Annotated in this window: 13 protein-coding genes; 1 reads left to right on the forward strand and 12 read right to left on the reverse strand. The window is 53.3% G+C overall.

Annotated elements, in window-relative coordinates; genetic code table 11:
- Positions 1 to 186 precede the first annotated feature (186 nt).
- The 5 genes from EV294_RS13835 to ald form a co-directional block, all read right to left on the reverse strand.
- Positions 187 to 1,128: a methylenetetrahydrofolate reductase gene (locus EV294_RS13835; RefSeq protein ID WP_132307667.1), complete on the reverse strand. Its 942-nt coding sequence runs from the start codon at positions 1,126 to 1,128 to the stop codon at positions 187 to 189.
- Positions 1,129 to 1,205: 77 nt separating this feature from the next.
- Positions 1,206 to 1,742 carry a DUF402 domain-containing protein gene (locus EV294_RS13840; protein ID WP_132307669.1) on the reverse strand — a complete coding sequence of 179 codons (537 nt, stop codon included), beginning with the start codon at positions 1,740 to 1,742 and terminating at the stop codon, positions 1,206 to 1,208.
- Between the two features lie 166 nt (positions 1,743 to 1,908).
- On the reverse strand, positions 1,909 to 8,706 hold the full coding sequence (locus EV294_RS13845; RefSeq protein WP_132307671.1) for an S-layer homology domain-containing protein: 6,798 nt from the start codon (positions 8,704 to 8,706) through the stop codon (positions 1,909 to 1,911).
- A gap of 37 nt (positions 8,707 to 8,743) precedes the next feature.
- Positions 8,744 to 9,934 carry a HupE/UreJ family protein gene (locus EV294_RS13850; protein ID WP_132307673.1) on the reverse strand — a complete coding sequence of 397 codons (1,191 nt, stop codon included), beginning with the start codon at positions 9,932 to 9,934 and terminating at the stop codon, positions 8,744 to 8,746.
- Positions 9,935 to 10,444: 510 nt separating this feature from the next.
- On the reverse strand, positions 10,445 to 11,572 hold the full coding sequence (gene ald, locus EV294_RS13855) for an alanine dehydrogenase (RefSeq protein ID WP_132307675.1): 1,128 nt from the start codon (positions 11,570 to 11,572) through the stop codon (positions 10,445 to 10,447).
- Between the two features lie 149 nt (positions 11,573 to 11,721).
- On the opposite strand from ald, the gene EV294_RS13860 reads away from it, so the two are divergent.
- Positions 11,722 to 13,335: a PucR family transcriptional regulator gene (locus tag EV294_RS13860; protein WP_132307677.1), complete on the forward strand. Its 1,614-nt coding sequence runs from the start codon at positions 11,722 to 11,724 to the stop codon at positions 13,333 to 13,335.
- Positions 13,336 to 13,343: 8 nt separating this feature from the next.
- On the opposite strand, the gene EV294_RS13865 is transcribed toward EV294_RS13860, so the two are convergent.
- The 7 genes from EV294_RS13865 to EV294_RS13895 all read right to left on the reverse strand — a co-directional run bounded on the left by EV294_RS13865 (position 13,344) and on the right by EV294_RS13895 (position 21,145).
- Entirely contained in the window at positions 13,344 to 13,574 is a 231-nt protein-coding gene (locus EV294_RS13865; RefSeq protein ID WP_132307679.1) for a hypothetical protein, read from the reverse strand.
- A 55-nt stretch (positions 13,575 to 13,629) separates the two neighbouring features.
- On the reverse strand, positions 13,630 to 15,051 hold the full coding sequence (hydA, locus tag EV294_RS13870) for a dihydropyrimidinase (protein ID WP_132307681.1): 1,422 nt from the start codon (positions 15,049 to 15,051) through the stop codon (positions 13,630 to 13,632).
- Between the two features lie 3 nt (positions 15,052 to 15,054).
- On the reverse strand, positions 15,055 to 16,359 hold the full coding sequence (preA, locus tag EV294_RS13875; RefSeq protein ID WP_132307682.1) for an NAD-dependent dihydropyrimidine dehydrogenase subunit PreA: 1,305 nt from the start codon (positions 16,357 to 16,359) through the stop codon (positions 15,055 to 15,057).
- Positions 16,360 to 16,439: 80 nt separating this feature from the next.
- The gene (locus EV294_RS13880) at positions 16,440 to 17,795 is read right to left on the reverse strand and encodes an NAD(P)-dependent oxidoreductase (protein WP_132307684.1); all 1,356 of its coding nucleotides are present in this window, start codon (positions 17,793 to 17,795) and stop codon (positions 16,440 to 16,442) included.
- Positions 17,796 to 17,823: 28 nt separating this feature from the next.
- Positions 17,824 to 18,705 (reverse strand): nitrilase-related carbon-nitrogen hydrolase, encoded by an 882-nt coding sequence (locus tag EV294_RS13885; protein WP_132307686.1) that lies wholly within the window; start codon positions 18,703 to 18,705, stop codon positions 17,824 to 17,826.
- Entirely contained in the window at positions 18,698 to 19,972 is a 1,275-nt protein-coding gene (locus EV294_RS13890) for a M20 family metallo-hydrolase (RefSeq protein ID WP_132307688.1), read from the reverse strand. The genes EV294_RS13885 and EV294_RS13890 overlap by 8 nt, the downstream gene beginning before the upstream one ends.
- A gap of 114 nt (positions 19,973 to 20,086) precedes the next feature.
- Complete coding sequence (locus EV294_RS13895; RefSeq protein ID WP_132307690.1) at positions 20,087 to 21,145, reverse strand: ABC transporter substrate-binding protein; 1,059 nt, start codon at positions 21,143 to 21,145, stop codon at positions 20,087 to 20,089.
- Positions 21,146 to 21,204 lie beyond the last annotated feature (59 nt).

The following is a 21,204-nucleotide window of genomic DNA, read 5'->3' on the forward strand; positions in this document are numbered from 1 at the left end:
GATAGATATTGTATTGGTATTTCAATATTCGATCTATGGAATTACCCTATTTAATGGGATATTCCCTACTAGATGACAGGCATTAAGGGGATAGGTTTACATTAAAAAAGGAGGCTATAAGAGGAAAAAAAGCCGCTGTTCAAGCGGGGCTCTTAACAAGCTCCGGCTTTAACAGCGGCCTTTGGTTTATACAATGGCGTGAACGCCAAGCTTACGGTCAATCATCGTTTTAATGTCTTTCACCAGCTGCACCGAAGCTTCGATCTCGACTTTGCGCGTCGATACGCTTTCGATACTGCAGCCAATCGGGATGCCTTTCTCGATGCCGAACTCAAACAGCTCTTCGAAGATTTTCAACGACAGCGCAACCGACTTGTCCAAAATATCGGTGGACTTAATCAGATCGTTCTCCAGCCACTTCGGAATGCTGATGCCCAGCCACTTCATGAACTCGAGCGTTTTCTGCGACCCGCATGGTGCTAAGTTGAACAGAATCGGCACGGTCTCGATGCCTTGCTCTTGGCAATAATAGTAGTAGTCGGACAGCATATTCTTCGATGCTTCCACATTAAAGGTGGCCTGCGAGATAAAGAACTTGCATCCGCCGTCTACCTTCTCCCTGATACGCAGATGCTCGTCGTTTTTCTTCATGTGGCGCTCTGGAATAACGACGCCGCCCAGCGTTAACCGGTCGTTCAGTTTTTTGCTGAGCTCATAGGCTTCCGGCAGCTTCATCGTAGTCTGCTGCTTGCTCGAGGAAGTACCCACAAAGACCGAGAACCGGTCTTCTTCGGCATCCTGCTTCAGCCATTCCGCGAAGCTTTCTTCCGAGTTGTTGCCAACCACGCGGTAAATAATTTTGGGAACCTTCCAGTAGTTCAGGTAGTTCTTGCTGTAAGAGGTTGGATCGAGCGCTTCAAGGTACGGGAAAGGTCTCTCCTCATCCGTCCGGTCCGCTTCATCCTGAACGTCATACAGAATTAAGCCGTCAATGTCGAGGTTCTTCAGACGCTCGTACTGCTTTTCCGAAATTTCGGCCAGCTTCTCCGGCGTGTGGCTTGATTTAGGCGGAGTCATGCCGTAGGTGATGATGCCCGCCTGTCTGTTCAAAATTTTATCCTTAAGCATCGTTCTTCATCCTTAACGTCCATAGTAGTAGTGGAATAATTTCTTGTTTACTTCTACATCCCGCGCTAAATTCCTTCTTATACAGTCGGATTTGTAACATTTGCTTGCTGGTCCGGAATTCGAGCCATCAACCGTTCAATGGTTCCGTCAAAAGGAAACTGCCGCTCCGCCACCCGCTTCTGCAGCCCGGCCAGCTCTTCCCTGACCTGCTTCATCAGCTGCTCCGGATATCCGAACTTAATCGCTTTTTCGGCAAATTCGTCTTCATCTATAACCATCCATTCGCCGCCTCGCTGAACAAGATCCAGGTCATAGTCAACAAAGGATATTTCGCTGCCGTTAATGAGCGCAGGCTGATTAATATTGCAATAATATTCATTAATCTTGCCGTCTACAACAGCCGCGCTGACTGTGAACCAATGCTTGCTCGAGAAAAACTCGATGGACCAGTTGTTTACGGTAAACACGGATTTCTTCGTATGATGCTGAAGCTTCCTGCCGTAACGGCCAAGAACAAACACATAGCCGTCCCCTTCCTCCAGCAGATCGGTGTTCCACTCGTAATGCAGGAGATTGCCATGTTTCAACGCTTTTATTTGAACCGAATTATTCACGAAATGGTCTTCCCTTCAACAATCGTTAGGTTAAGAAAGTATATCATACAATACGCCTATTCGTCGTTACTCTTCGACTTCCTCATATTGCCCTGTCACCAAAATCGACAAAAAAATAAGCCAGCCAGAAAAGTCTGGCTGACCTATTTTTCATGCACACATTACTTTAAATAAAATCTACGTATTCGAGCAGTCGCTTCAGCAAAACGGTTGCTTCCGCGCGGGTAGCTTTGCTGTCCGGTGCAAAATTGCCGCCCGTCTTGCCTTCGATAATCCTCGCTTCAACCGCTTGCGCGACAGCCTGCTTCGCCCAAGCTTCGATCGAAGCTTTGTCCTTAAAGGCATTCAGCTCCGAGGCAGCTCCGGCAGGCTGTTTGCCTGTAAACGCGAGAGCACGGGAGATCATTACCGCCATCTCTTCGCGGGTAATCGAAGCATTAGGCTTGAAGCTATTGCCTTCGTAGCCTTTTACAATGCCTGCTTTCACCGCTGCGCCTACCGCGCCTGCGAACCAGTCCTTGCTGCTTACATCCTTGAAGGATGCTGCTGCTTGATCTTCGGAGATACCAAGCGCACGAACGACCATAGCCGCAAATTCAGCGCGCGTTACAACGGCATTAGGAGCGAATTTATCGTTGCTGGTGCCTTTGACAATCAGCTTGGAGGCCATCAGCTCGATATCCGCCTTTGCCCAATGCTTGCTCAGGTCGCTGAAGGTTTTGCTCAGCTGCGCAACCGCATAAATACTGTTGCCGTTACGTTGAATCGTCACAATCGTATGTCCGTTTGCGGTTTTGAAGGTTGCCGGCACGAATGTAAACGTGCCAGTCGCCTCGTTGTACATCACCGCTGTGGAATGCGAAGCATCCAAAGTCTGGTTGATGTCGAGCGTACGGGATACATACGTCTTGCCGAAATCATGAATTTCTTGCGTATTACCGTTCGATTGAAGAATGACGCTAAACTCAACCGGAGTACCAACCAGCTTGACGCCAGATTGTGCTGCCTTATCCTTCATCGTGCTCGACAATGTGCTGTCTACCGGATCAATCTTGATTACGATCGAAGCGTCCGTGCCAATAGTAGCTGGCAGATTAAGGGCGCTAATCGGCAGATCATAGCTCATAACGCCGATATGAACCGAAATCGTCAGATTCGGTGCTTTTTTCAACGCTTCGAGCAGCACGCGTGCTGGCAGTTCCGCGCTTACGGCTTGCGTGGAATCCGCCGTAATTTCAATCGTTTGGCCTTTTTGTCCCGCAATCATATCGATTGCCTGATTCAGCGCCTTAGCCGTTACGGTCAGAGTAGAACCGTTCGTTGTTCCTTCCAGGCTGACGCCATCGGAGGTTTTCACCGGTGTTTGTCCGCCATTGCCCGAACCGCCGCCAGGCACTTCAACAGGAGGAGTCGTGCCGGAATCGGCCGTTGTTTTGCCCGTCGCCGAAGGTCCGTTTGTGCTCCATTTACCGGAAGCATCTCCCGCTTCCACTTTGAACGAGTAGGAAGTATCGGCCGTCAAGCCGGTAACATTGTAGGTCGTACCCGATACGGTTGCGAGCTCTACGTTGTTTTTGTATACCTTGTACTCCGTAACCCCTACGTCATCGGATGCGCCTGTCCAAGACAGATTCAGCGAGGTTTTGCCGATATTCGATACGGTTAGGCTTCCGTTGTTCCAGGTTGGAGCCGTTTGATCGGCAGCTGATGTACCTGTCTTAAAGCTCCAAATGTCGGACAAAGTCTTGCCGGAAAATGCATCTTCGGCTACCGCGTACCATTGATACTTGGTATTGGCGTTTAAGCCGCTCCAATTCACGGACGCCTGCTCTCCGCTTGTTACCTGATCTGCCTTGCCGATCGGCTGATCGGAATAAACGTTCACGCCCATGTAGTCGGTCGATACGCGTTTTACTTGCGGTGTCAGATCCACATCCAGCGTAAATTCTTCTTGTTTTGTCGTATCGCTTGGATCGTAGAAGTTATAGTCGTCCATGTACGGCGAATACGTTTTTACGTACATTTTGTCATTGGCGATATCGAACTGAAGCAGCTTGATATAGCCTTGACCGCCTTCCGGACCGCCTTGGTAGTCGGACAGCATTTGATAAACCTTGCGGTCTGCCTGGCCGTCGCCATTGTCGTCCAGTTCGCTTACAAGAAGCTTGGAGTCATGGTAGTGGCCGGAAAGGACGGCAAATACGTTTTTGTTCTTTTGCACGACCTCTTCAAAAATCTTATCCGCAATCGGAGCCCGGTTGCCGGATACAAGCAGGAATTCATGGAAGTTCAGGATCGCTTTGCGGTCCGGATATTTCGCCAGCACCTCGTTCATCCAGTCGATATCCGAATCGCGGATCCCCCAGCCCATGTATAACATAATAAAGTCATTGCCGTTCGAGGATACAAGGTCATAGTGACCGCGGTTGTTATCCAGGGAACCGCCGTAAGTCGGTTGATCCTTGAACCGGTCTTCCCCGAAGTAGTTCCAGTAGTAATCGTAAGCGCCGAGCTGATGGTCAACGTCATGGTTGCCGGCAAGCACGCCGTAAGGAATGTTCGCGTCTTCCAGCACCTTCATGTCTTTATCCGCACGCTGCCATTGAATTTCTTTATCCGCTTCATCGACAATATCGCCGGTGTGAATGACGTATTTGATTTTGTTCTTCTCTTTGTTGTCGGCAATCCAGTTGACGATATCCTCGTAGATGTACGGATAGCTTTCCGAGTAATACTGCGTATCGGACATCCAGGCAAACGAGAAATCATAGTTTTCTTGCGATGCCGGCAGCTCGTCCTGGACCATCACCTGCAGCGTGTGATTATCCGCAAATTCTCCGGCTGTAACCCAGGCGCCAAGCGTAAAGTCTTCCGCGCCCGCTACTTTGTAATCTACGCTAATCCATTGTTTTTTGGACGGACTCCATACATACATGCTGACTTTACGGCCTTCCAGCGATTTTCCTTTCCAGCTCAGTTCAATCTGGTCCGTATCCTTCACGGAAGGATCAAGCTGCACCTGGAACCGCTGATAAGGGAATTTCTCCGTGGAATCATCGGTGAGATATTGACCGTCAGCTGACCCGATCAGCGAATAATCTTCATCCGTCATCGCTTGTTCCCCGGCAGGAGCAACTTCCTTCGGAGGCTCGACATCCGCTGCGTTGCGGAAGCCCATAAAGCCGTCTTTATTGGCTCCGTCATACTTAAAGCCTTGGTAGAAGGAAACATCCATTTTGTCGTTCGTAGGATCCTTCACTTTAACGGACAGAACCGCGTTGCGGTCAGTACCCGTTGCAGCATCCGTTGGCGACACCAGCTCCGGCTTGAGCGGATTCTCGTCCGGTACGGAGAAGGTAACTTCCTTCACGGCTACGTTGCCGACTTTATCGGTTGCCTGGACTTTGAATACATGCTCTCCGCCCGTCAAATCCTTGGAGGCCGTTGCATACGGGATTGCGATTGGCGTCTCGTCGAGCCACACCTGTACTTTATCCACGCCGGACAACGCGTCTTGAGCGGCAGCGTCAATCGTGAACGCACCGCGGTATTCTTTTCCGTCTTGAAGAGTGGTTGTAACAGCCGGCGCGGTATTATCCACCTTCACAACGGCAGCTTTCTCTCCATATTGGGAGTGGCTCACCTTCACGGTATGCTCACCGTCGGACAGCTTTGTTGTATCCAGCGCATAAGCCTTCGATGCAAGCAGCTCATCCGGAATAACAAAGTTGAAATCTACAACCGGATTTTTGCCGGCACTGTCGCCCATCGGGATAACGGTATCCCGGTTTTTGTAACGATCGTCAAAGATTTCCGTACCGTCCGCAAATACAAGTCTTACATTACGTACGGTGAAATCATCCTTGTTCTCTTCCGGGCGGTCATCAAACGGCGATGCCTTTGTACCTGCACGGATGGAGATAATGTTGCTTCCGCCCTTCAGGCGTTCCGCCGCGATGGGTACCGTCAGCGTTGTATACGTGTTGATCGGATCCAGGAAGATCGACAGAATTTCGTCTCCCATTGTAACGCCGTTCTTAAAATAGTAGTTAACGCCGTTCGCTTCGAAAGCGAAGTAGGCATCCTGCTCGACCGCGCTGTACGTTCCTTCTGTCGCTTCAGTCTGGTCGATGGACAGATGAAGCTCCGAAGCAGGCGCACTCTCCGCTGTTGCCTTCAGCACCTTAATGCCGCCAAGGAAATCCCCGTCTTTGACATTCAGGCGCAGCGGCGAATGATCCGTATTGCCAGTCACGTTTGTGCGGTATTTATCTGTCGTTACTTCATTCTGGCCATCTGAGATAACGTAATAATACTCGATGTAATCGCGGCCGATCAGCTCCGGCGAGTAGATCGTGTAGTGATACAGCGTGTCGTCAAAGCTTTCTGCCAGGTAACGCTTCGTATATTGCGCATCCAGGTTGCTCTTGTAATAGAGAGCTACGGATTTAACATTGTTCTCGTCATGGGCTTCCGCTACGATCGAGAGGTTTTTCGATTTGTCGATTTCCGGCGTTGCCGTCAAATCCTTATAGGTAGGATTTAATGTATCCACCGGCGTCTTAACGGTAATGACAGGTACCTGAACCGGAGCTGCGGAGCCCGGTGTCGCCGCTTCCGTACCGGCGCTGTATTTGACCATCTGCGTGCTGCCGGTTGGCGAATATTTGTAGAAAATCCCTTTGTTCGCAACTGTCTCCGCGTCCGTGTCGTAATAAACGGCCGAGATTTCCGTCTTCGTATTCGATGCAATAACAATGCCGCGTCCGCCGCCGTTTGCCATGCCGTCGCTGTACATCTTGACGATATCCGTGCCTTCTACAAGATTCGTGCCGTAGTTAGCGTTGAAGTCGGCAACGGTTTTTTGCTTGTTCTGGCTGTTGATGACCCAGAACACCAGCGTCTTTTTCGAAGGAATAAGCAGGTCCTCCGAATCCGTCGGCCAGACCACATCGGCATCCGGTCCCGAAGCGGTATAACGGTATTGGATCTTGTAGTCTTTAAAGTTAACGGTTTTGTCCGTGTTGTTGTAGATCTCGACAAACTCGTAGCCGTCCGCCGTACCTACGTTTGTGGAGTCCGGAACAATCTCCGTCACCATCAAAGGTGAAAGCTTCGAATAATCTACGTTGCCAAGCTCAATCGTTATCGTGAAGGTGTTCGATTTGACCGTATCGGTACCGTCGCTTGCTTGAATGTAATATTGCAGCTGGGAGTCGGTAAAAGCTTCCTTCGGAATGTTCGCCGAGAACACGTCGTTGTCTCCGGCTGTCATTGAAATGGAAGTGTATTCTGCCGAATCGCCAAGTTTATAGTATAACGATGCTGTTACAGAGCTGCTGTCCGAGTCCACGATGGCTGCTTGTACCATCAGGTCACTATCGATGCTCCCGGATGCGGGTGGCGTATGCGTGATAACAGGCAGTTCATTAATGGCTGGAGCCGGTTGAAGCGGAAGCAGGGTTGCTTCGACATTACCCGGAGTTGCTGCATTAACGCCTGCGTTGACCAGCTTCATCTTGTTGGTGCCATCTACCGGATATTGATAGAATATCCCTTTGTTCGCGACAGTCTGTTGATCTGTCTCATAAAATGCCTCGGAAATTTCCTTGCCCGTCTTCGATGCGATAACGATTTTGCGCTGGCCGCCGTTAGCCATACCGTCGCCGCCATCGATGCGGAACAGGTTTGTATTTTCTACAAGGGACGATTTATAGTTGGCGTTAAAATCTTCTGCTTTAAGATCTTTATTAGCCCCGTTCATGACCCATAATACAACGTTGCTTAGAGGAGGAATAACCGCCGTGCTTGGCAGCTCCCATATTCCGTCCGGCTTTGAAGAATCCGTATAACGATAGAGCAGCTTGTAATCACTTAATAAAATCGGACGAGTCGTATTGTTATACAGCTCGACAAATTCGTAAGCGTCCCAGTCTTTCCCGTCAACGTTTATGTTTGCACTATCCGGTACAAGCTCCGTAATAAGCATGGGAGGCACTTTCGAGTAATCAAAGTTATGCTGCTCGATTGCAACCGTGTATGTAGACGATTTTACATGGTTAACCGCATCCGCAGCTTCAATATAGTACTGCAGCTCGGTTCCCGTAAGAGAAGCTTTTGGAATAACCGCGGAAAAATCCGAACCGCCCGTATTGCTCATCGGTACCGAGGTAAACGCAGCGTCGGACGGGTTCTTGTAAAAGACCGCCGCCGTAGCCGTGTCATCGGCATCCGTAATTTGCGCCGTAATCGTAAGGTCCTGTTCACTGCTTCCTGCCGTTACCGGAGAATGGGTAATAACCGGAGCCTGGTTAACCGGGCCTTCAGGGAATTGGTAGTGAACCGTCGGAATTTGTCCTTGTGCCAGTGTGCCCGGAGTTGGAGCAGATTTCACTGCAAATTTATCGGTTGGCACGCCGCCTGCTGCTGGCAGCATGTAGTGGTCGCCAAGACCGGCGCCAACATCTGTAGAGGCCGTGTAGCTGGAACTCGAAATTTCCGTTCCTTGGCTGTTTTTAATGACAACCGCGCGGTCAGCCGAGTTGGAAAATCCGTTAAAGCCTGTAACCTGGACGATCTGGCTGTCCGTCAGGTTTACGCCGTATTTGGCATTAAAATCAGTCAGAGCAAAGTTTTTGGGATTATACCAAAACACCATTGCTTGCTCCGGGTCCAACGTCTTCTCACCGAAGCTGAACGTTGCATCCGGCGAAGCTGTTGGGTCAGGATAACGGTACAGGAATGTATAATCGTTCAAACGAATCGTTTTATTCGAGTTATTGTATACTTCGAAAAACTCGTAATCATCCGTACCCGCTACGTCAGGATGAATCTCGGAGACAAACAGCTCCGGCACGGTATTTTCTTCTGCAGCCGCAACAACGCCTACAGAGGACAACAAGCTCATGAGCATGCTTGCCAGCAGAATGCTAGAGATCCATTTCTTGTATCTCTTGCTTACCATAATAGGAAACACTCCTTCTGAATGAATAGATAGGTTGTTACATCGTGAAGTCTGAAATCAGGCGTTCGATCAGCCAATAAAGCCCCATTAAACCAACCACCGAGGAGGTCGCATACGTCCACCAGATTTGACGGTTGCGTGAGCTTGTAATCAGCTTCCGGATCAACCACAGAATCGGTATGACGATCGCCAGTACAACGAGCTGGCCAATCTCAACGCCAAGATTAAAGGAGAAGAGCGGCAATGCAATGTTGCCCGACATCGTTCCGTGCAAAATCTCCGCAAAGCCAAAGCCATGCACCATCCCGAACAACACCGTGACGGCAATCTGCTTGCCTTGCAGCTGCGGGAATCTTTTGCGGAACATCGTCTCAAAAGCGACAAAGACGATACTGAGCGCAATAAGAGGCTCCACGATAAGCGGTGACAACGACGCCAGATCCATCGCGGATAGAACCAACGTGATGCTGTGTCCAACCGTAAAGGCCGAGACCAGCTTCAGCATCGTCCAGCCGCTTGTGCCCGAGGCAAGGATTAGCCCGCAGAGGAACAGCATGTGATCGGCGCCCGACCAGATATGTTCCATCCCCATCGTCACGTAATCCTTCAGGGTGCTTGTCCACGTGGATGAAGCGGCTAATGGCTTCGAATCAGCATCACCTTGAGCGGTGCCCGCATCGGAGCTTGCCGCATCCGTTCCATGGTAGCCTTCCATCTGCAAAATATTGTTCGAGCTGTTAATCACCTGCACGATGGATTGCTTCCCCATCCGGATAGTTGCATAGCTGCGGTGATCGGGGTTTGTTCCGTCATAAAAGTTATATTGAACCATGTACCGGTCGACAGGCTCGGCGAAATCATAGTTGATGTCGATCTCGATCATCGGCACTTTTGCTTTTTCGGTCTGTTTGGCTGCGAGTACAACTCCCGTGCCAACCTTGCTGTTGCCCGTGACGATAAGCTTGTCATGAACGAGCGCGGTGAGCGCGTCGTTTTCACTGGACAGCTCGTCTTCTGAAAGCCTGCCGTCACCGTTGCCATCAAGTCGTGGCATAGCCTCAAGCAATTCCCTCTCCAGCAAGAACAAGCTGTATTCCAGGTTCTTATCCTTAACGGTAATATCCGAGAACCCCGTCGAGCTGAAATGCGCCTCGGCCGTTCCGCCCATTACGGTCAAAAACAGCCAAAATGCGGCTAGTACAACCCCAGCTTTTTTGTGTAATTTCACATGTGTCTCCTCTCTCCCTATTGCTTGGCTTCCTTCTTCTCTCTATCTATCGAATGCTAGGCATACTTAGCGATTATAGTTTTCAAGTGTTTGAGGAACGTAAATGGTAGATGAAGAAATTATTGAGAATGAGGAAAATCGTAGAATAAATGATTGGAGGATGTGCCGTTGCTGCGCGCTCGCAAGAGATTCGGAAGTAAGGCCGGAACGGACAAACAGGTGGCGATGCCGGGCTATTCGCGGTTCCTTAAGGTCCCTTAGGGACTTTAAGAGCTTTCTTCTTGCCTGTGCGAGCCGGGTTAAGGACCCTATAAGGACGCCGGGCCTATTTCAGCCCCCTTAGAGTCCTACCGACAGCCTGATAGACGGTTTCCAGCCCTTCACTGCCGGATTAGCTGCTTTTTCTAGAGTATTTCTAGCCTTACAGCCGGAAGCCAAGCAAGCGGCGCACCCCTCTTAGGCAAAAAAGAACCCCGCAAGCTGGAACAATCCAGCCTCACGGGGGCTCTCTCACGCGATCGATGAGTTTAGCAGCTCGCTCACATGGGTATAGCTCATTTGATGCGCGGCGGCGACGGCTTCATGGGTGACGCAGCCGTCCATGGCATTCACGCCGCGCCGGATCGGCTCGCTGCCGGCAAGCGCGGTGCGGACGCCGCGGTCGGCAAGCGCGAGCATGTACGGCAGCGTGGCGTTCGTTAGTGCCGCCGTTGCCGTATACGGCACGGCGCCCGGCATGTTGGCGACGGCGTAATGCAGGACGCCAAACCTCTCGAAGACCGGCTCGGCATGCGTCGTAATCCGGTCGATGGTCTCCACGCTGCCGCCCTGGTCAATGGCGACGTCTACGATAACCGAGCCTGCCGGCATGGCGCGGACCATGTCCTCCGTCACTAGCTTTGGCGCACGGGCGCCGGGAATCAGTACCGCTCCAATTACAAGATCCGATTCGGCTACAGCCTCGGCGATTTGCCGGGAATGCGAGGCGAGCGTCTGCACCCGGCCGCCGAACCGGTCCTCCAGCACCCGCAGCCTATCGGCATCGCGGTCTATAATGGACACGTCGGCGCCAAGTCCAAGCGCAATCTGCGCGGCGCCCGTTCCTACAACGCCGCCGCCGATAATGGCGACGCGCCCTTTCCGCACGCCGGGAACGCCGCCCAGCAGAATCCCTCTGCCTCCATGCACCTTTTCCAAAAACTGCGCTCCGACCTGAGCCGCCATTCTTCCGGCGATATCGCTCATCGGGGTGAGCAGCGGCAGCTGCCCGCTTGCCAGCTGAACGGTCTCGTAAGCGATCGCCGTCACTTTATGCTGCACCAAAGCCTCGGTCAACTCCCGCTCCGCGGCCAGATGCAAATAAGTAAACAGCACCAGCCCTTCACGGAAATGCCGGTACTCTTCCTTCAGCGGCTCCTTCACCTTCACGACCATATCCCTTGACCAAGCTTCATCCGCATCCGCCACAACTATAGCTCCAGCCGCCAGATACTGTTCATCCGAAAATCCTGAGGACGCTCCCGCTTCCGTCTCCACAAACACGCGATGCCCATGCCTCACGAGCTCATAAACGCCGCCGGGCGTCAGAGCAACGCGATGCTCCGAGCTTTTTCTCTCTTTCGGAACCCCAATCTCCATATACGCTCCCTCCCTTTCTCCTTATCCACCTGCCGCTATGCGTTACGTTGCCTGCCGATTCTAACCTCTTGTATAATGTGAGAAAACCAATATCGAGGCCTATCGAAGAAAGATTCCCCCACTATTCCACGTTAGGGCGGTGAATGTCCATGGTTGAAACGTTAATGCAGCTAACCGTTAGAGACATCCTGCAGCGCCCGCTGTTTCAGAAGGCGGAGGCGATCGCAAGCGAAGAAGCGCTGAGTCGCACCGTACGATGGGTCCACATTATGGAAGTTACCCAGATTGGCAAGCTTCTAAGCGGCAATGAGCTGATCCTCTCTACCGGCATCGGCTGGCATGACGACGAGGAGCTAAGCCTATCCTTCCTCAGGCAGCTCATCGATTCCGGAGCCTCCGGCCTCTGCATCGAGCTCGGCACCTACACCAAAAAGCCATCCGATGCCATGATCGAGCTGGCTAAAAGCGAGAACTTTCCTCTCCTTTTTTTTCACGAGGAGGTTCGTTATATCGACATTACCCAAGACCTGCACGCTTACTTCATCGATCAGCATCACCGCATGGTCTACGAGCTCGAAGCACTCTCCACCAAGCTGAACCAGCTGCTGCTCTCCGGCAAAGGCATTGTGCCGCTGCTTAAGCTTCTCCACCACTCGACCGGCACCCAAGTCGCATTCTTCCCGCTAAATGCCGAAGCAGAGTTTGTTCCGCCTATGCCCAAAGCCAAAGCAGACAGCTTCTACGAGCAATGGATTTACGGCGAAATGTTTGCCACCCCCGACCAGAAGCGCGGTCTCGCGCACCGCCCGATTCTTGCCCTGGACCATCTGTTTGCCGATTTGCTGCTGCAGTCGGAGCAGGAGCTGAGCGAATTTCAGATTCTCGCTTTAGACCGCTGCGCTACCGCTGTCGCCCAAGAAATGATGCGTACCAAATATATGGAGGAGAGACGGCGCTACAAGGATGAAATGTGGGTGACGGATTGGCTGGGCGGCAAGCATGCCGAGAAGGAGGTCCGGGAGTATATCGGCTCGATTAAGCCCGCCGCCAAGCTGTACGGCTTGACCGTTTGCGTATTCCGTTTGAACGTGAAGCTGGCGGAGTGGAAGGAAGGCGAAGAGCTGCTTATCCAGAAAAACATGGTAGCCCGTGCCATCTTCGAAGGCGAAGGCTACTTTCTTCTCCCCGCTATTTTTCATGATCATATCGTCTTTGTCCTTATCGATCAGATGAAGCAGCTCAAGTGGAAGGAGCGCCTCCTCCGCGCCATTGACCGCCTGAGAAGAACCGAACATAACCCGGATACGGCCTTATTCGCGGGAACGATGGGCATCGGCAAATATGTAACCGATCTGTCCCGCGCCAAGGAGGGCTACGAGTCCGCGCAAGAGACGGTTGCCATCCAGACGGATATCGGACCGCTGAGCTCGCCTTTTTTCAACGATCTGCACACGTACCGAATCATATCGGGTCTCAAGAAGACCGGAATGCTGCCCGCCCTCATCGAGGAATATATCGGCCCGCTGGCGCGGTACGATCAGGAGAAAAACGGGCAGCTGCTCAAGACGCTGAAGGTATTTCTCTCTCTGTCCGGCTCCAAGCAGGATGCGGCCAAGGAGCTGTTTATCGTCCGGCAGACGCTTTATCATCGGCTCGAGAAAATAGCGTCGCTGTTAGGGGATGACTACCTTGTTGCGGACAAACGGCTGGCTATTGAGCTCGCATTACATGCATACGAATACACCTACGGAGCGATCCAGTAGTTTAATAGTTACCCGGCATCGTTCCAACCGGAGGAAGCCAGCTGCTTCACCACCAGATTGGACATATATTTCCGGGCATCCGCGGAGAGCAGCTGCAGCACCGCGCTCTCCCCGCCGGGATGAACAAGCTCAATGGTTGCGCCGCTCAAATTCTCCACTACGTTATGAATTCTGAACTGCCTGCCGATATAAGCATCCAGCTTTTGCTTCTCTTCGAGAAACTCCTGGTAAGCGGACATAAGTAAGCACCTCCGTTGAATGTCTTCCTCTTCCCGCCTGCATCCTTATCACTGCTTACAGCTGTTCAACCTGTTCTTTGGCGCCCGCATTGTCCTGCTTATATGTCGCGCGCTTCAGGAATTGCCCCGTCCCCGCTTCCCCTACGAAAGCTTGATTCCGTATCACAAACTCGCCGCGCGACAATACGCTTTCCGGCATGCCGCTCACCCGCAGCCCTTCAAAGGGGTTGTAATCCACGTTCATATGATGAGTCTCCGCCGAGATCGTTCTTTCCGCCGTTGGATCGAAAATAACGATATCCGCGTCGCTGCCGACGGCAATCGTCCCTTTGCGCGGGAATAAGCCGAACAGCTTGGCGTTGCGGGTCGAGACAATCTCCACGAATTGGTTAAGCGTCAGCCGGCCTTTCGCAACTCCTTCCGAATACAAGATCGAGAATCGGTCCTCAATGACCGGACCTCCGTTTGGAATTTTGCTGAAATCGCCCTTCCCCAGATCCTTCTGCCCTTTGAAGTTAAAGGAGCATTGATCGGAGCCCAGCGTCTGCAATGAACCCGTTATAAGCGCATTCCAGAGCACCTCTTGATGGCTCTTCTCCCGGAGCGGCGGAGACCAGACATACTTGGCCCCTTCGAAATCCGGCAGCGCGAGGCACGTCTGATCGAGCACCAAATATTGCGGGCAGGTCTCGCCCCATACGTCAACGCCGCGGGTTCTCGCTTCGCTGATCGCCTTCACCGCTTCCGCACAGGTGACATGCACGACATACAGCCTTGCTCCCGTGAGTTCGGCTAGAGCGGCCGCGCGTGCCGTTGCCTCGCCTTCGATGGCGGACGGCCGGGTGAGCGCATGGTAGATCGGGTCCGTATTCCCTTCGGCAAGCGCCTTCCCTACCAGAAACTCGATGACATCGCCATTCTCGGCATGCACCATCACCATGGCGCCAAGCTCCTTGGCCGATAACATAGTCCGGTATAATGTTCCGTCATCCGCTTGGAACACGTTTTTGTACGCCATAAATACCTTAAACGAAGTAATCCCTTCGTCCTTCACGATGGAAGGCAGCTCCGCCAGCACGGCTTCATTGATCTCGCTGATCATCAGATGGAAGCTGTAGTCGATAACGGCTTTGCCGCCGGCTTTCGCGTGCCACTTCCGAAGCGACTCGCTTAGCGGCTTTCCTTTGTCCGTCAGGCAAAAATCGATAATCGTTGTTGTCCCGCCAAAGGCCGCCGCTCTTGTCCCCGTCTCGAAATCATCGGCCGTCACGGTCCCGCCAAACGGCATATCCAGATGGGTATGCGGATCTACCCCGCCCGGGAACACGTATTTCCCCGCTGCGTCAATGATTTCCGCCCCCTCCGCCGCAAGGCCGAGGCCAATCTGCTTAATAACGCCGTCCTCAATAAGCACATCCGCTTGATACGTGTCCGCTGCGGTTACTACTGTGCCGTTTCGTATGATTTTCGTACCCATCGCTTATACCGCCTCCTTGCTCGCGCCGTCTTGCGCTTGATTGGAATCGCCGACGGAAGCAACCGCCTTCTGGCGCTCATTCCAGGACATGGGCAGCTCGCCGGAAGGAATCTCGACCATGGAGATCGCATCTTCCACCGGACAAACGATCGAACAAAGATTGCAGCCGACGCAATCCTCTTCCCGCACCTTCAGGTAAGCACGGCCGTCATCCGTTGTCAGGCGCTCAATGCATTGATGCGACGTATCCTCGCAGGCAATATGGCATTTGTTGCAGACGATGCAGTTCTCCTCATGAATCCGCGCAACCACCTGATAGTTCAGATCAAGATCGCCCCAATCCGAATACCGGGGAACGGATTTGCCAATCAGCTCGGTAACCGAGGATAATCCTTTGTCGTCCAGGTAGTTGCTCAACCCGTCAATCATATCCTCCACGATGCTGAAGCCGTGATGCATAGCCGCCGTACAGACCTGCACGCCCGTTGCGCCCATCAGCATAAACTCGACCGCGTCGCGCCAATTGGAGACGCCTCCAATTCCGGAAATCGGCACATTAACATGAGCATTGCGCGCGCATTCCGCCACCATGTTCAGCGCGATGGGCTTCACCGCCGGACCGCAATAGCCGCCATGAGCGCCTTTGCCTCCGACATGCGGGATCGTGTTCCAGGTATCGAGATCCACCCCGGCCAGCGAGTTGATCGTATTGATGAGCGAGATCGCATCCGCACCTCCTCGAACCGCCGCTTTGGCAGTGGCCGTAATATCCGTAATGTTGGGCGTCAGCTTTACGATGACCGGCGTTTTGGCCGCTTCCTTCGCCCACATCGTTTGCGCTTCAACGAGATCCGGCTGCTGGCCGGAAGCCGAGCCCATGCCGCGCTCCGCCATGCCATGCGGACAGCCGAAGTTTAGCTCCAGTCCGTCTACGCCTGCGGCCTCGACTTTTTTTACAATCTCATGCCACTTCTCCCGCTTCGGCTCTACCATGAGGGACACCACGACGGCATGGTTCGGAAACCGTTTCTTCGTCTCGTAAATCTCCTTCAGATTGACCTCAAGCGGCCGGTCCGTAATCAGCTCGATATTGTTGAAGCCCGCCACGCGCTGCCCGTTAAAATGCACGGCCGCAAACCTCGACGAGGTATTGATAATCGGATCCCCAAGCGTCTTCCATACCGCTCCGCCCCAACCCGCCTCGAAAGCCCGCTGCACCTGGTAGCCCGTATTCGTTGGCGGCGCCGACGCTAACCAGAACGGATTCGGCGAGGATATGCCCGCCAGATTGATACGCAAATCAGCCATCGCGTTCCCTCCTAAAAAGAATTGCCATAAAAATGGTTAATCTAAGCCATTGGTGGTGTTTCTTGCCTCGTAAGCATCCATTACGCCGTCTCCTCCTGCTCCTTCACCAGCTGCCGATAGATGGCATACGCCGCTTTCTTGCCCTGCTGCGCCGCCGACACAACCATTGCTTCCCCTTGCCCGTCGCCAAAAATCACATCGCCGGCCGCATACACCTGCGGATCGGACGTTTGGAACGTAACCGGATCAATCGCAACGATTCCGCGTTTATGCGTAAGGCCAAGCTGCTCGATCAAGCCGATATGGCGCGTTTGACCAATGGCAAGAACAACCGCATCCACATCCATAAAAAACTCCGAGCCTTCCACCGGCACCGGCCGGATCCGGCCGCCGCTCTCTTCAAGCTTCATCAGCGTGCATTCAAGCGCCGTAACATGGCCCGCCGAATCTCCAACAATCCGCTTTGGCGCGGTCAGCCATTGGAACCTAACGCCGTCCTGCTTCGCAAAGTCGTATTCGAAATCGTAGGCCGTCATCTCCGCGGAAGTCCTGCGGTAGACAATCGTTACCTCGTCCGCTCCAAGCCGAACCGAACAGGTCGCCGCGTCAATGGCGGTATTGCCGGCACCGATAACGGCAACCTTTTTCCCCGCAAAGTCCGTCCGGATAGACGATTTCGTTGATTCCACGAACTCGATCGCGTCATGCACGCCTTGGAGCTCCTCCCCTTCGATTCCCAGCTTAGGCACCTTGGACATGCCGATGGCCAGCACAATCGCATCGTACTGCTGCTTGATTTCCTCGATGCTGATATCAATCCCAACCCTTACGCCCGTACGGATCTCTACGCCAAGCTGCCTGACCTGCTCGACTTCCCAGAGCGAGATTTCCTGCGGCAATCGGAAGCTTACAATGCCGTACGTATCAAGGCCGCCTGCCTGCTCCTTCGCTTCGAACACGGTGACCGCAAAGCCGAATCGGGCAAGCTCCCTGGCCGCCGACAAGCCTGCGGGTCCACCTCCGATAATAGCGGCCTTTTTCCCGTTGCTGCTTCCCGCTTTGAAAAGCACCTGCTCGTTGCGGATTGCCCAATCGGTCGCGTAACGCTGCAAATCCCCGATCATAATCGGCTTGGACGAATGATTAAGCACGCAAGCCCCTTCGCAGAGCTCCTCCGTCGGGCATACCCGCGAGCAGCTTGCTCCGACCGGATTCGCCTCCATGATGGCGCGGGCCGAGCCTTTCATGTTGCCGGAGGCGATCTTCTTGATAAAGGACGGAATGTTGATGCCTGTCGGACAAGCCTTGATACACGGTGCATCATAGCAATACAGGCAGCGGTTCGACTCCTCGATCGCTTCCTTGGGCTTCATCCCGGCTTTCACCTCGGCAAAATTGCGCCGCAAAGATTCTGCGGATATAAACGTTGCAGTCATCCGTTCATCCCCCTTCCCTCAGCGCTTATTATAGGTTTATGATGCTGTCGTACGTTTCCGGCCTGCGATCCCGATAAAACTGCCAAATATTTCGCACCTCGCGGATCAGTTCTTTGTCCATCACGCCGACGACAACCTCATCTTTATCCCGGCTGCCGATGGCGACGATTGAGCCGCGCGGATCCGCCAAATACGACTGTCCGTAAAACTCCCCCATATTCCAAGGCGCCTCGTATCCGACCCGATTAATAGCCGCCACGTAATAGCCGTTTGCCACCGCATGAGCCGGCTGCTCCAGCTTCCACAAATATTCCGAGGTCCCCGCAACCGTCGCGGACGGATTAAAAACAATCTCCGCCCCGTTCAGCCCAAGCGCACGGGCCCCCTCCGGAAAATGCCGGTCATAACAGATGTATACGCCAACCTTCGCGTAAGCCGTATCGAATACCGGATAACCCAGATTGCCCGGCTTGAAATAATACTTCTCCCAAAAGCCGCAGCCCCCGTCGCCTGCCGCTACATGCGGGATGTGATGCTTGCGGTATTTGCCGAGATAAGCGCCGTCCGCGTCAATGACCGCAGCGGTGTTATAGTAGCTCGCAATGCCGTCCCGCTCATAAATCGGAAGGATAATAACGACGGACAGCTCCCTGGCAAGCTCCCGGAACAGCTTAGTTGTAGGACCGTTCGGAATTTCTTCCGCCGCGTCATACCATTTGGTAACCTGCTCCGCGCAGAAATACGGGCCGTAGAAAATCTCCTGCAGCGAGATCATCTGAGCGCCTTTGGCAGCGGCTTCGCGTACGAGACGAATATGGTTCTCAATAGCAGCCTTCTTGTGAGCTTCTACCGGTTCATCGCCATGTACGTCATGGGATGCCTGAATTAGCCCAATCGTTACCTTACTCATCGCTTCTCCTCCCTTTCCCGCTCGCAATGCGTACAGCCGACCGGTACAGCAGCTCCGCACCCAGCGCGATATCCTCCGGAGACGAATACTCCTTGGGGTTATGGCTGATGCCGTCCTTGCACCGGACAAAAATCATGCCGTAATCCGTCACGTAAGACATCGTCAGCGAATCGTGGAACGGCCCGCTCATCAGCTCGGGCGGCTTCATTCCCATGCCGGACGCTTCCTTCCGCAAGATGTCCTTCATCCATTCCGCGCAATACCGCGGCTCGCTGTTCGTATCCTCCCGGATCAGATATTGCAGGCCATGCTCATCGCAGATATCCTGAATGGTATCCAGCAGCTGCTGCTCCCGCTCGTTCCGGCGGGAAAGCACGATATCCCGCAGGTCAACCGTAAACGTCACCTTTTCCGGGATAATGTTGCGCGAATCCGGGAATACGGACAGCGAGCCTACCGTCCCCACCGTCGAAGCCCCTTCCTCCAGACGGGCGAGGTCGTTAAGAGCGACGATTACCTTGGCCGCTCCAACCAGCGCGTCCCGCCTCATCGGCATGGGCACCGAGCCCGCATGTCCGGCAAAGCCGTTTAGCTCAACCGTCCACCAGAGCGGACCGGAAATGCCGGTTACAATGCCGATTGGCGAATCCAGCGCTTCGAGCACCGGCCCTTGTTCAATATGAAGCTCCAGGAACGCGCCGATCCTGCCCGCCTCGAATGTATATCCTTCAAACTCTGCCGGGTCGCAGCCGAACTCCAGCAAGGCTTCCCGGCGAGTTACGCCATTCTTGTCCGTCCGGTCAAGCTCCCCTTCCTCAAGCTTGCCCGTCATGCCGCGGACGCCAAATAACCCTTTGTTGAAGCGGCAGCCCTCTTCATCGCAGAAAGCGACGACTTCAATGTCCATTTCGGGCATAATGCCTTTTTCCGCCATCGTCTGTACCGCTTCAATCGCTCCAAGAACGCCGATAGCCCCGTCATACCGTCCGCCGTAAGGCTGGGAGTCGACATGGGAGCCAAGCATAAGGACCGGAAGCTCCGGATGTTTTCCTCTATATACGCCGATCAGATTGCCAAAAGGATCTATTCTTGCGCTCATTCCCGCTTCTTCCATCCAGCTCTTTACCTGCTCTACGCCGGCTCTGTCTTCCTTCGACAAAGCCAGCCGGCATACGCCGGTCTCCCCAATCCTTCCGATCTGCGCCAGCTCCTCGATATGCCGGTTCAGCCGTTCCGCATTAATCGTTGCGTGCTGCTCCACACTCATGTCCCGTTCCCTCCCGTCCAAGTCTCCGATGACATATAAGTATGTACGAGATTCGAATTTATACGGCTAGTCAGAGAGCTGCCCTCGGGTGAGGGCAGCTTCTCCATCTAATAGCTAGCTTTTTTCCGCGTCCGCCAGAATAGTCTTGTCTATTGCTTTGCTTAGATCAGGCGCCGCTTTGATTAATCCGTATTTGAGCGAAATATCTACCGTCCGCTGCACGGCATCATCTACGAAGGAGCCGACCTGGGCATCCGTGAATCCTTCCGGCTTCACAAGCTTCGCCATCTCCATCAGCATGGTCGTCTGATGCTCCTTCGTCGTACTGCCTTCCGTTACCGCCTTCATCACGATATCGACGGCTTCCCCCTGATTGGCGATGGCGTAGTTCCAGCCCTTCATCGTGGCGCGGATGGCCTTAACCGCGGTGTCCCGGTTATTTTTCAGCCAATCCTCCTTCACCACCAGCGTATCCTCCAGCATCCCAACGCCCGCATCCTCAAAGTCGTAAACGAACAAATCCTCCGGTTTTACCCCGCTCTCCAGCACGACATGATACTCGTTATAGACGGTAGAGATCGCTACATCCAGCTGCTTGTTAAAGAACTGGTCCATCGTAAAGCCCTGCTTCACCAGCTCGACATCCTTCTGCGGATCAAGGCCGTTCTTCTCCATAAAAGCGAGCACCTGGAACTGCTGGCTTCCCGTCCACATGCCTACCTTCTTGCCTTTCATCTTCGCCGGCGCGTCAATCCCGGAAGCTTTGCCGGCAACAAACCGATAAGAGCTTTTCTGCAAAATCTGCGCCACCGAGACGAGCGGCAATCCGTTGTCCCGGTTCACCAACAGGCTGTCGAAGCTCGTGACGCCGATATCCGCCGCGCCGTTCACCACCTGCTGCTCAATAACGACATCCGGCCCGCCCGGCACAATCTCCACATCTAATCCTTCTTGCTCGTAGAAGCCTTTTTCCTTGGCAACGAATATCCCCGCGAACTGGGCCTGCGGCACCCATTTCAGCTGGATCTTTACCTTCTTCAGCGGTTCACTTGACTTGCCCTCGTTCGCAGAAGACTCCGATGGACTGTTATTGCCGCAGGCCGCGACAATAACCAGCGCCAATGCCATCGTCAGCGAGGTTACGCCCTTAATGACCCGGTTTCTCTTTCTCATCTACCTCATCCTCTCCCTATCGCTATCTATTTGCAAGATAATGACATCCCCTGTTGCGT

This window comes from Paenibacillus sp. BK033, from assembly GCF_004345425.1.
Lineage (GTDB): Bacteria > Bacillota > Bacilli > Paenibacillales > Paenibacillaceae > Pristimantibacillus.

Bases quoted from the DNA above. Each gene is read 5' to 3' on its own strand.
- EV294_RS13835 (WP_132307667.1), bottom strand. From the start codon at position 1,128: ATGCTTAAGGATAAAATTTTGAACAGACAGGCGGGCATCATCACCTAC.
- EV294_RS13845 (WP_132307671.1), bottom strand. From the start codon at position 8,706: ATGGTAAGCAAGAGATACAAGAAATGGATCTCTAGCATTCTGCTGGCA.
- ald (WP_132307675.1), bottom strand. From the start codon at position 11,572: ATGGAGATTGGGGTTCCGAAAGAGAGAAAAAGCTCGGAGCATCGCGTT.
- EV294_RS13860 (WP_132307677.1), top strand. From the start codon at position 11,722: ATGGTTGAAACGTTAATGCAGCTAACCGTTAGAGACATCCTGCAGCGC.
- EV294_RS13865 (WP_132307679.1), bottom strand. From the start codon at position 13,574: ATGTCCGCTTACCAGGAGTTTCTCGAAGAGAAGCAAAAGCTGGATGCT.
- hydA (WP_132307681.1), bottom strand. From the start codon at position 15,051: ATGGGTACGAAAATCATACGAAACGGCACAGTAGTAACCGCAGCGGAC.
- preA (WP_132307682.1), bottom strand. From the start codon at position 16,359: ATGGCTGATTTGCGTATCAATCTGGCGGGCATATCCTCGCCGAATCCG.
- EV294_RS13880 (WP_132307684.1), bottom strand. From the start codon at position 17,795: ATGACTGCAACGTTTATATCCGCAGAATCTTTGCGGCGCAATTTTGCC.
- EV294_RS13885 (WP_132307686.1), bottom strand. From the start codon at position 18,705: ATGAGTAAGGTAACGATTGGGCTAATTCAGGCATCCCATGACGTACAT.
- EV294_RS13890 (WP_132307688.1), bottom strand. From the start codon at position 19,972: ATGAGTGTGGAGCAGCACGCAACGATTAATGCGGAACGGCTGAACCGG.
- EV294_RS13895 (WP_132307690.1), bottom strand. From the start codon at position 21,145: ATGAGAAAGAGAAACCGGGTCATTAAGGGCGTAACCTCGCTGACGATG.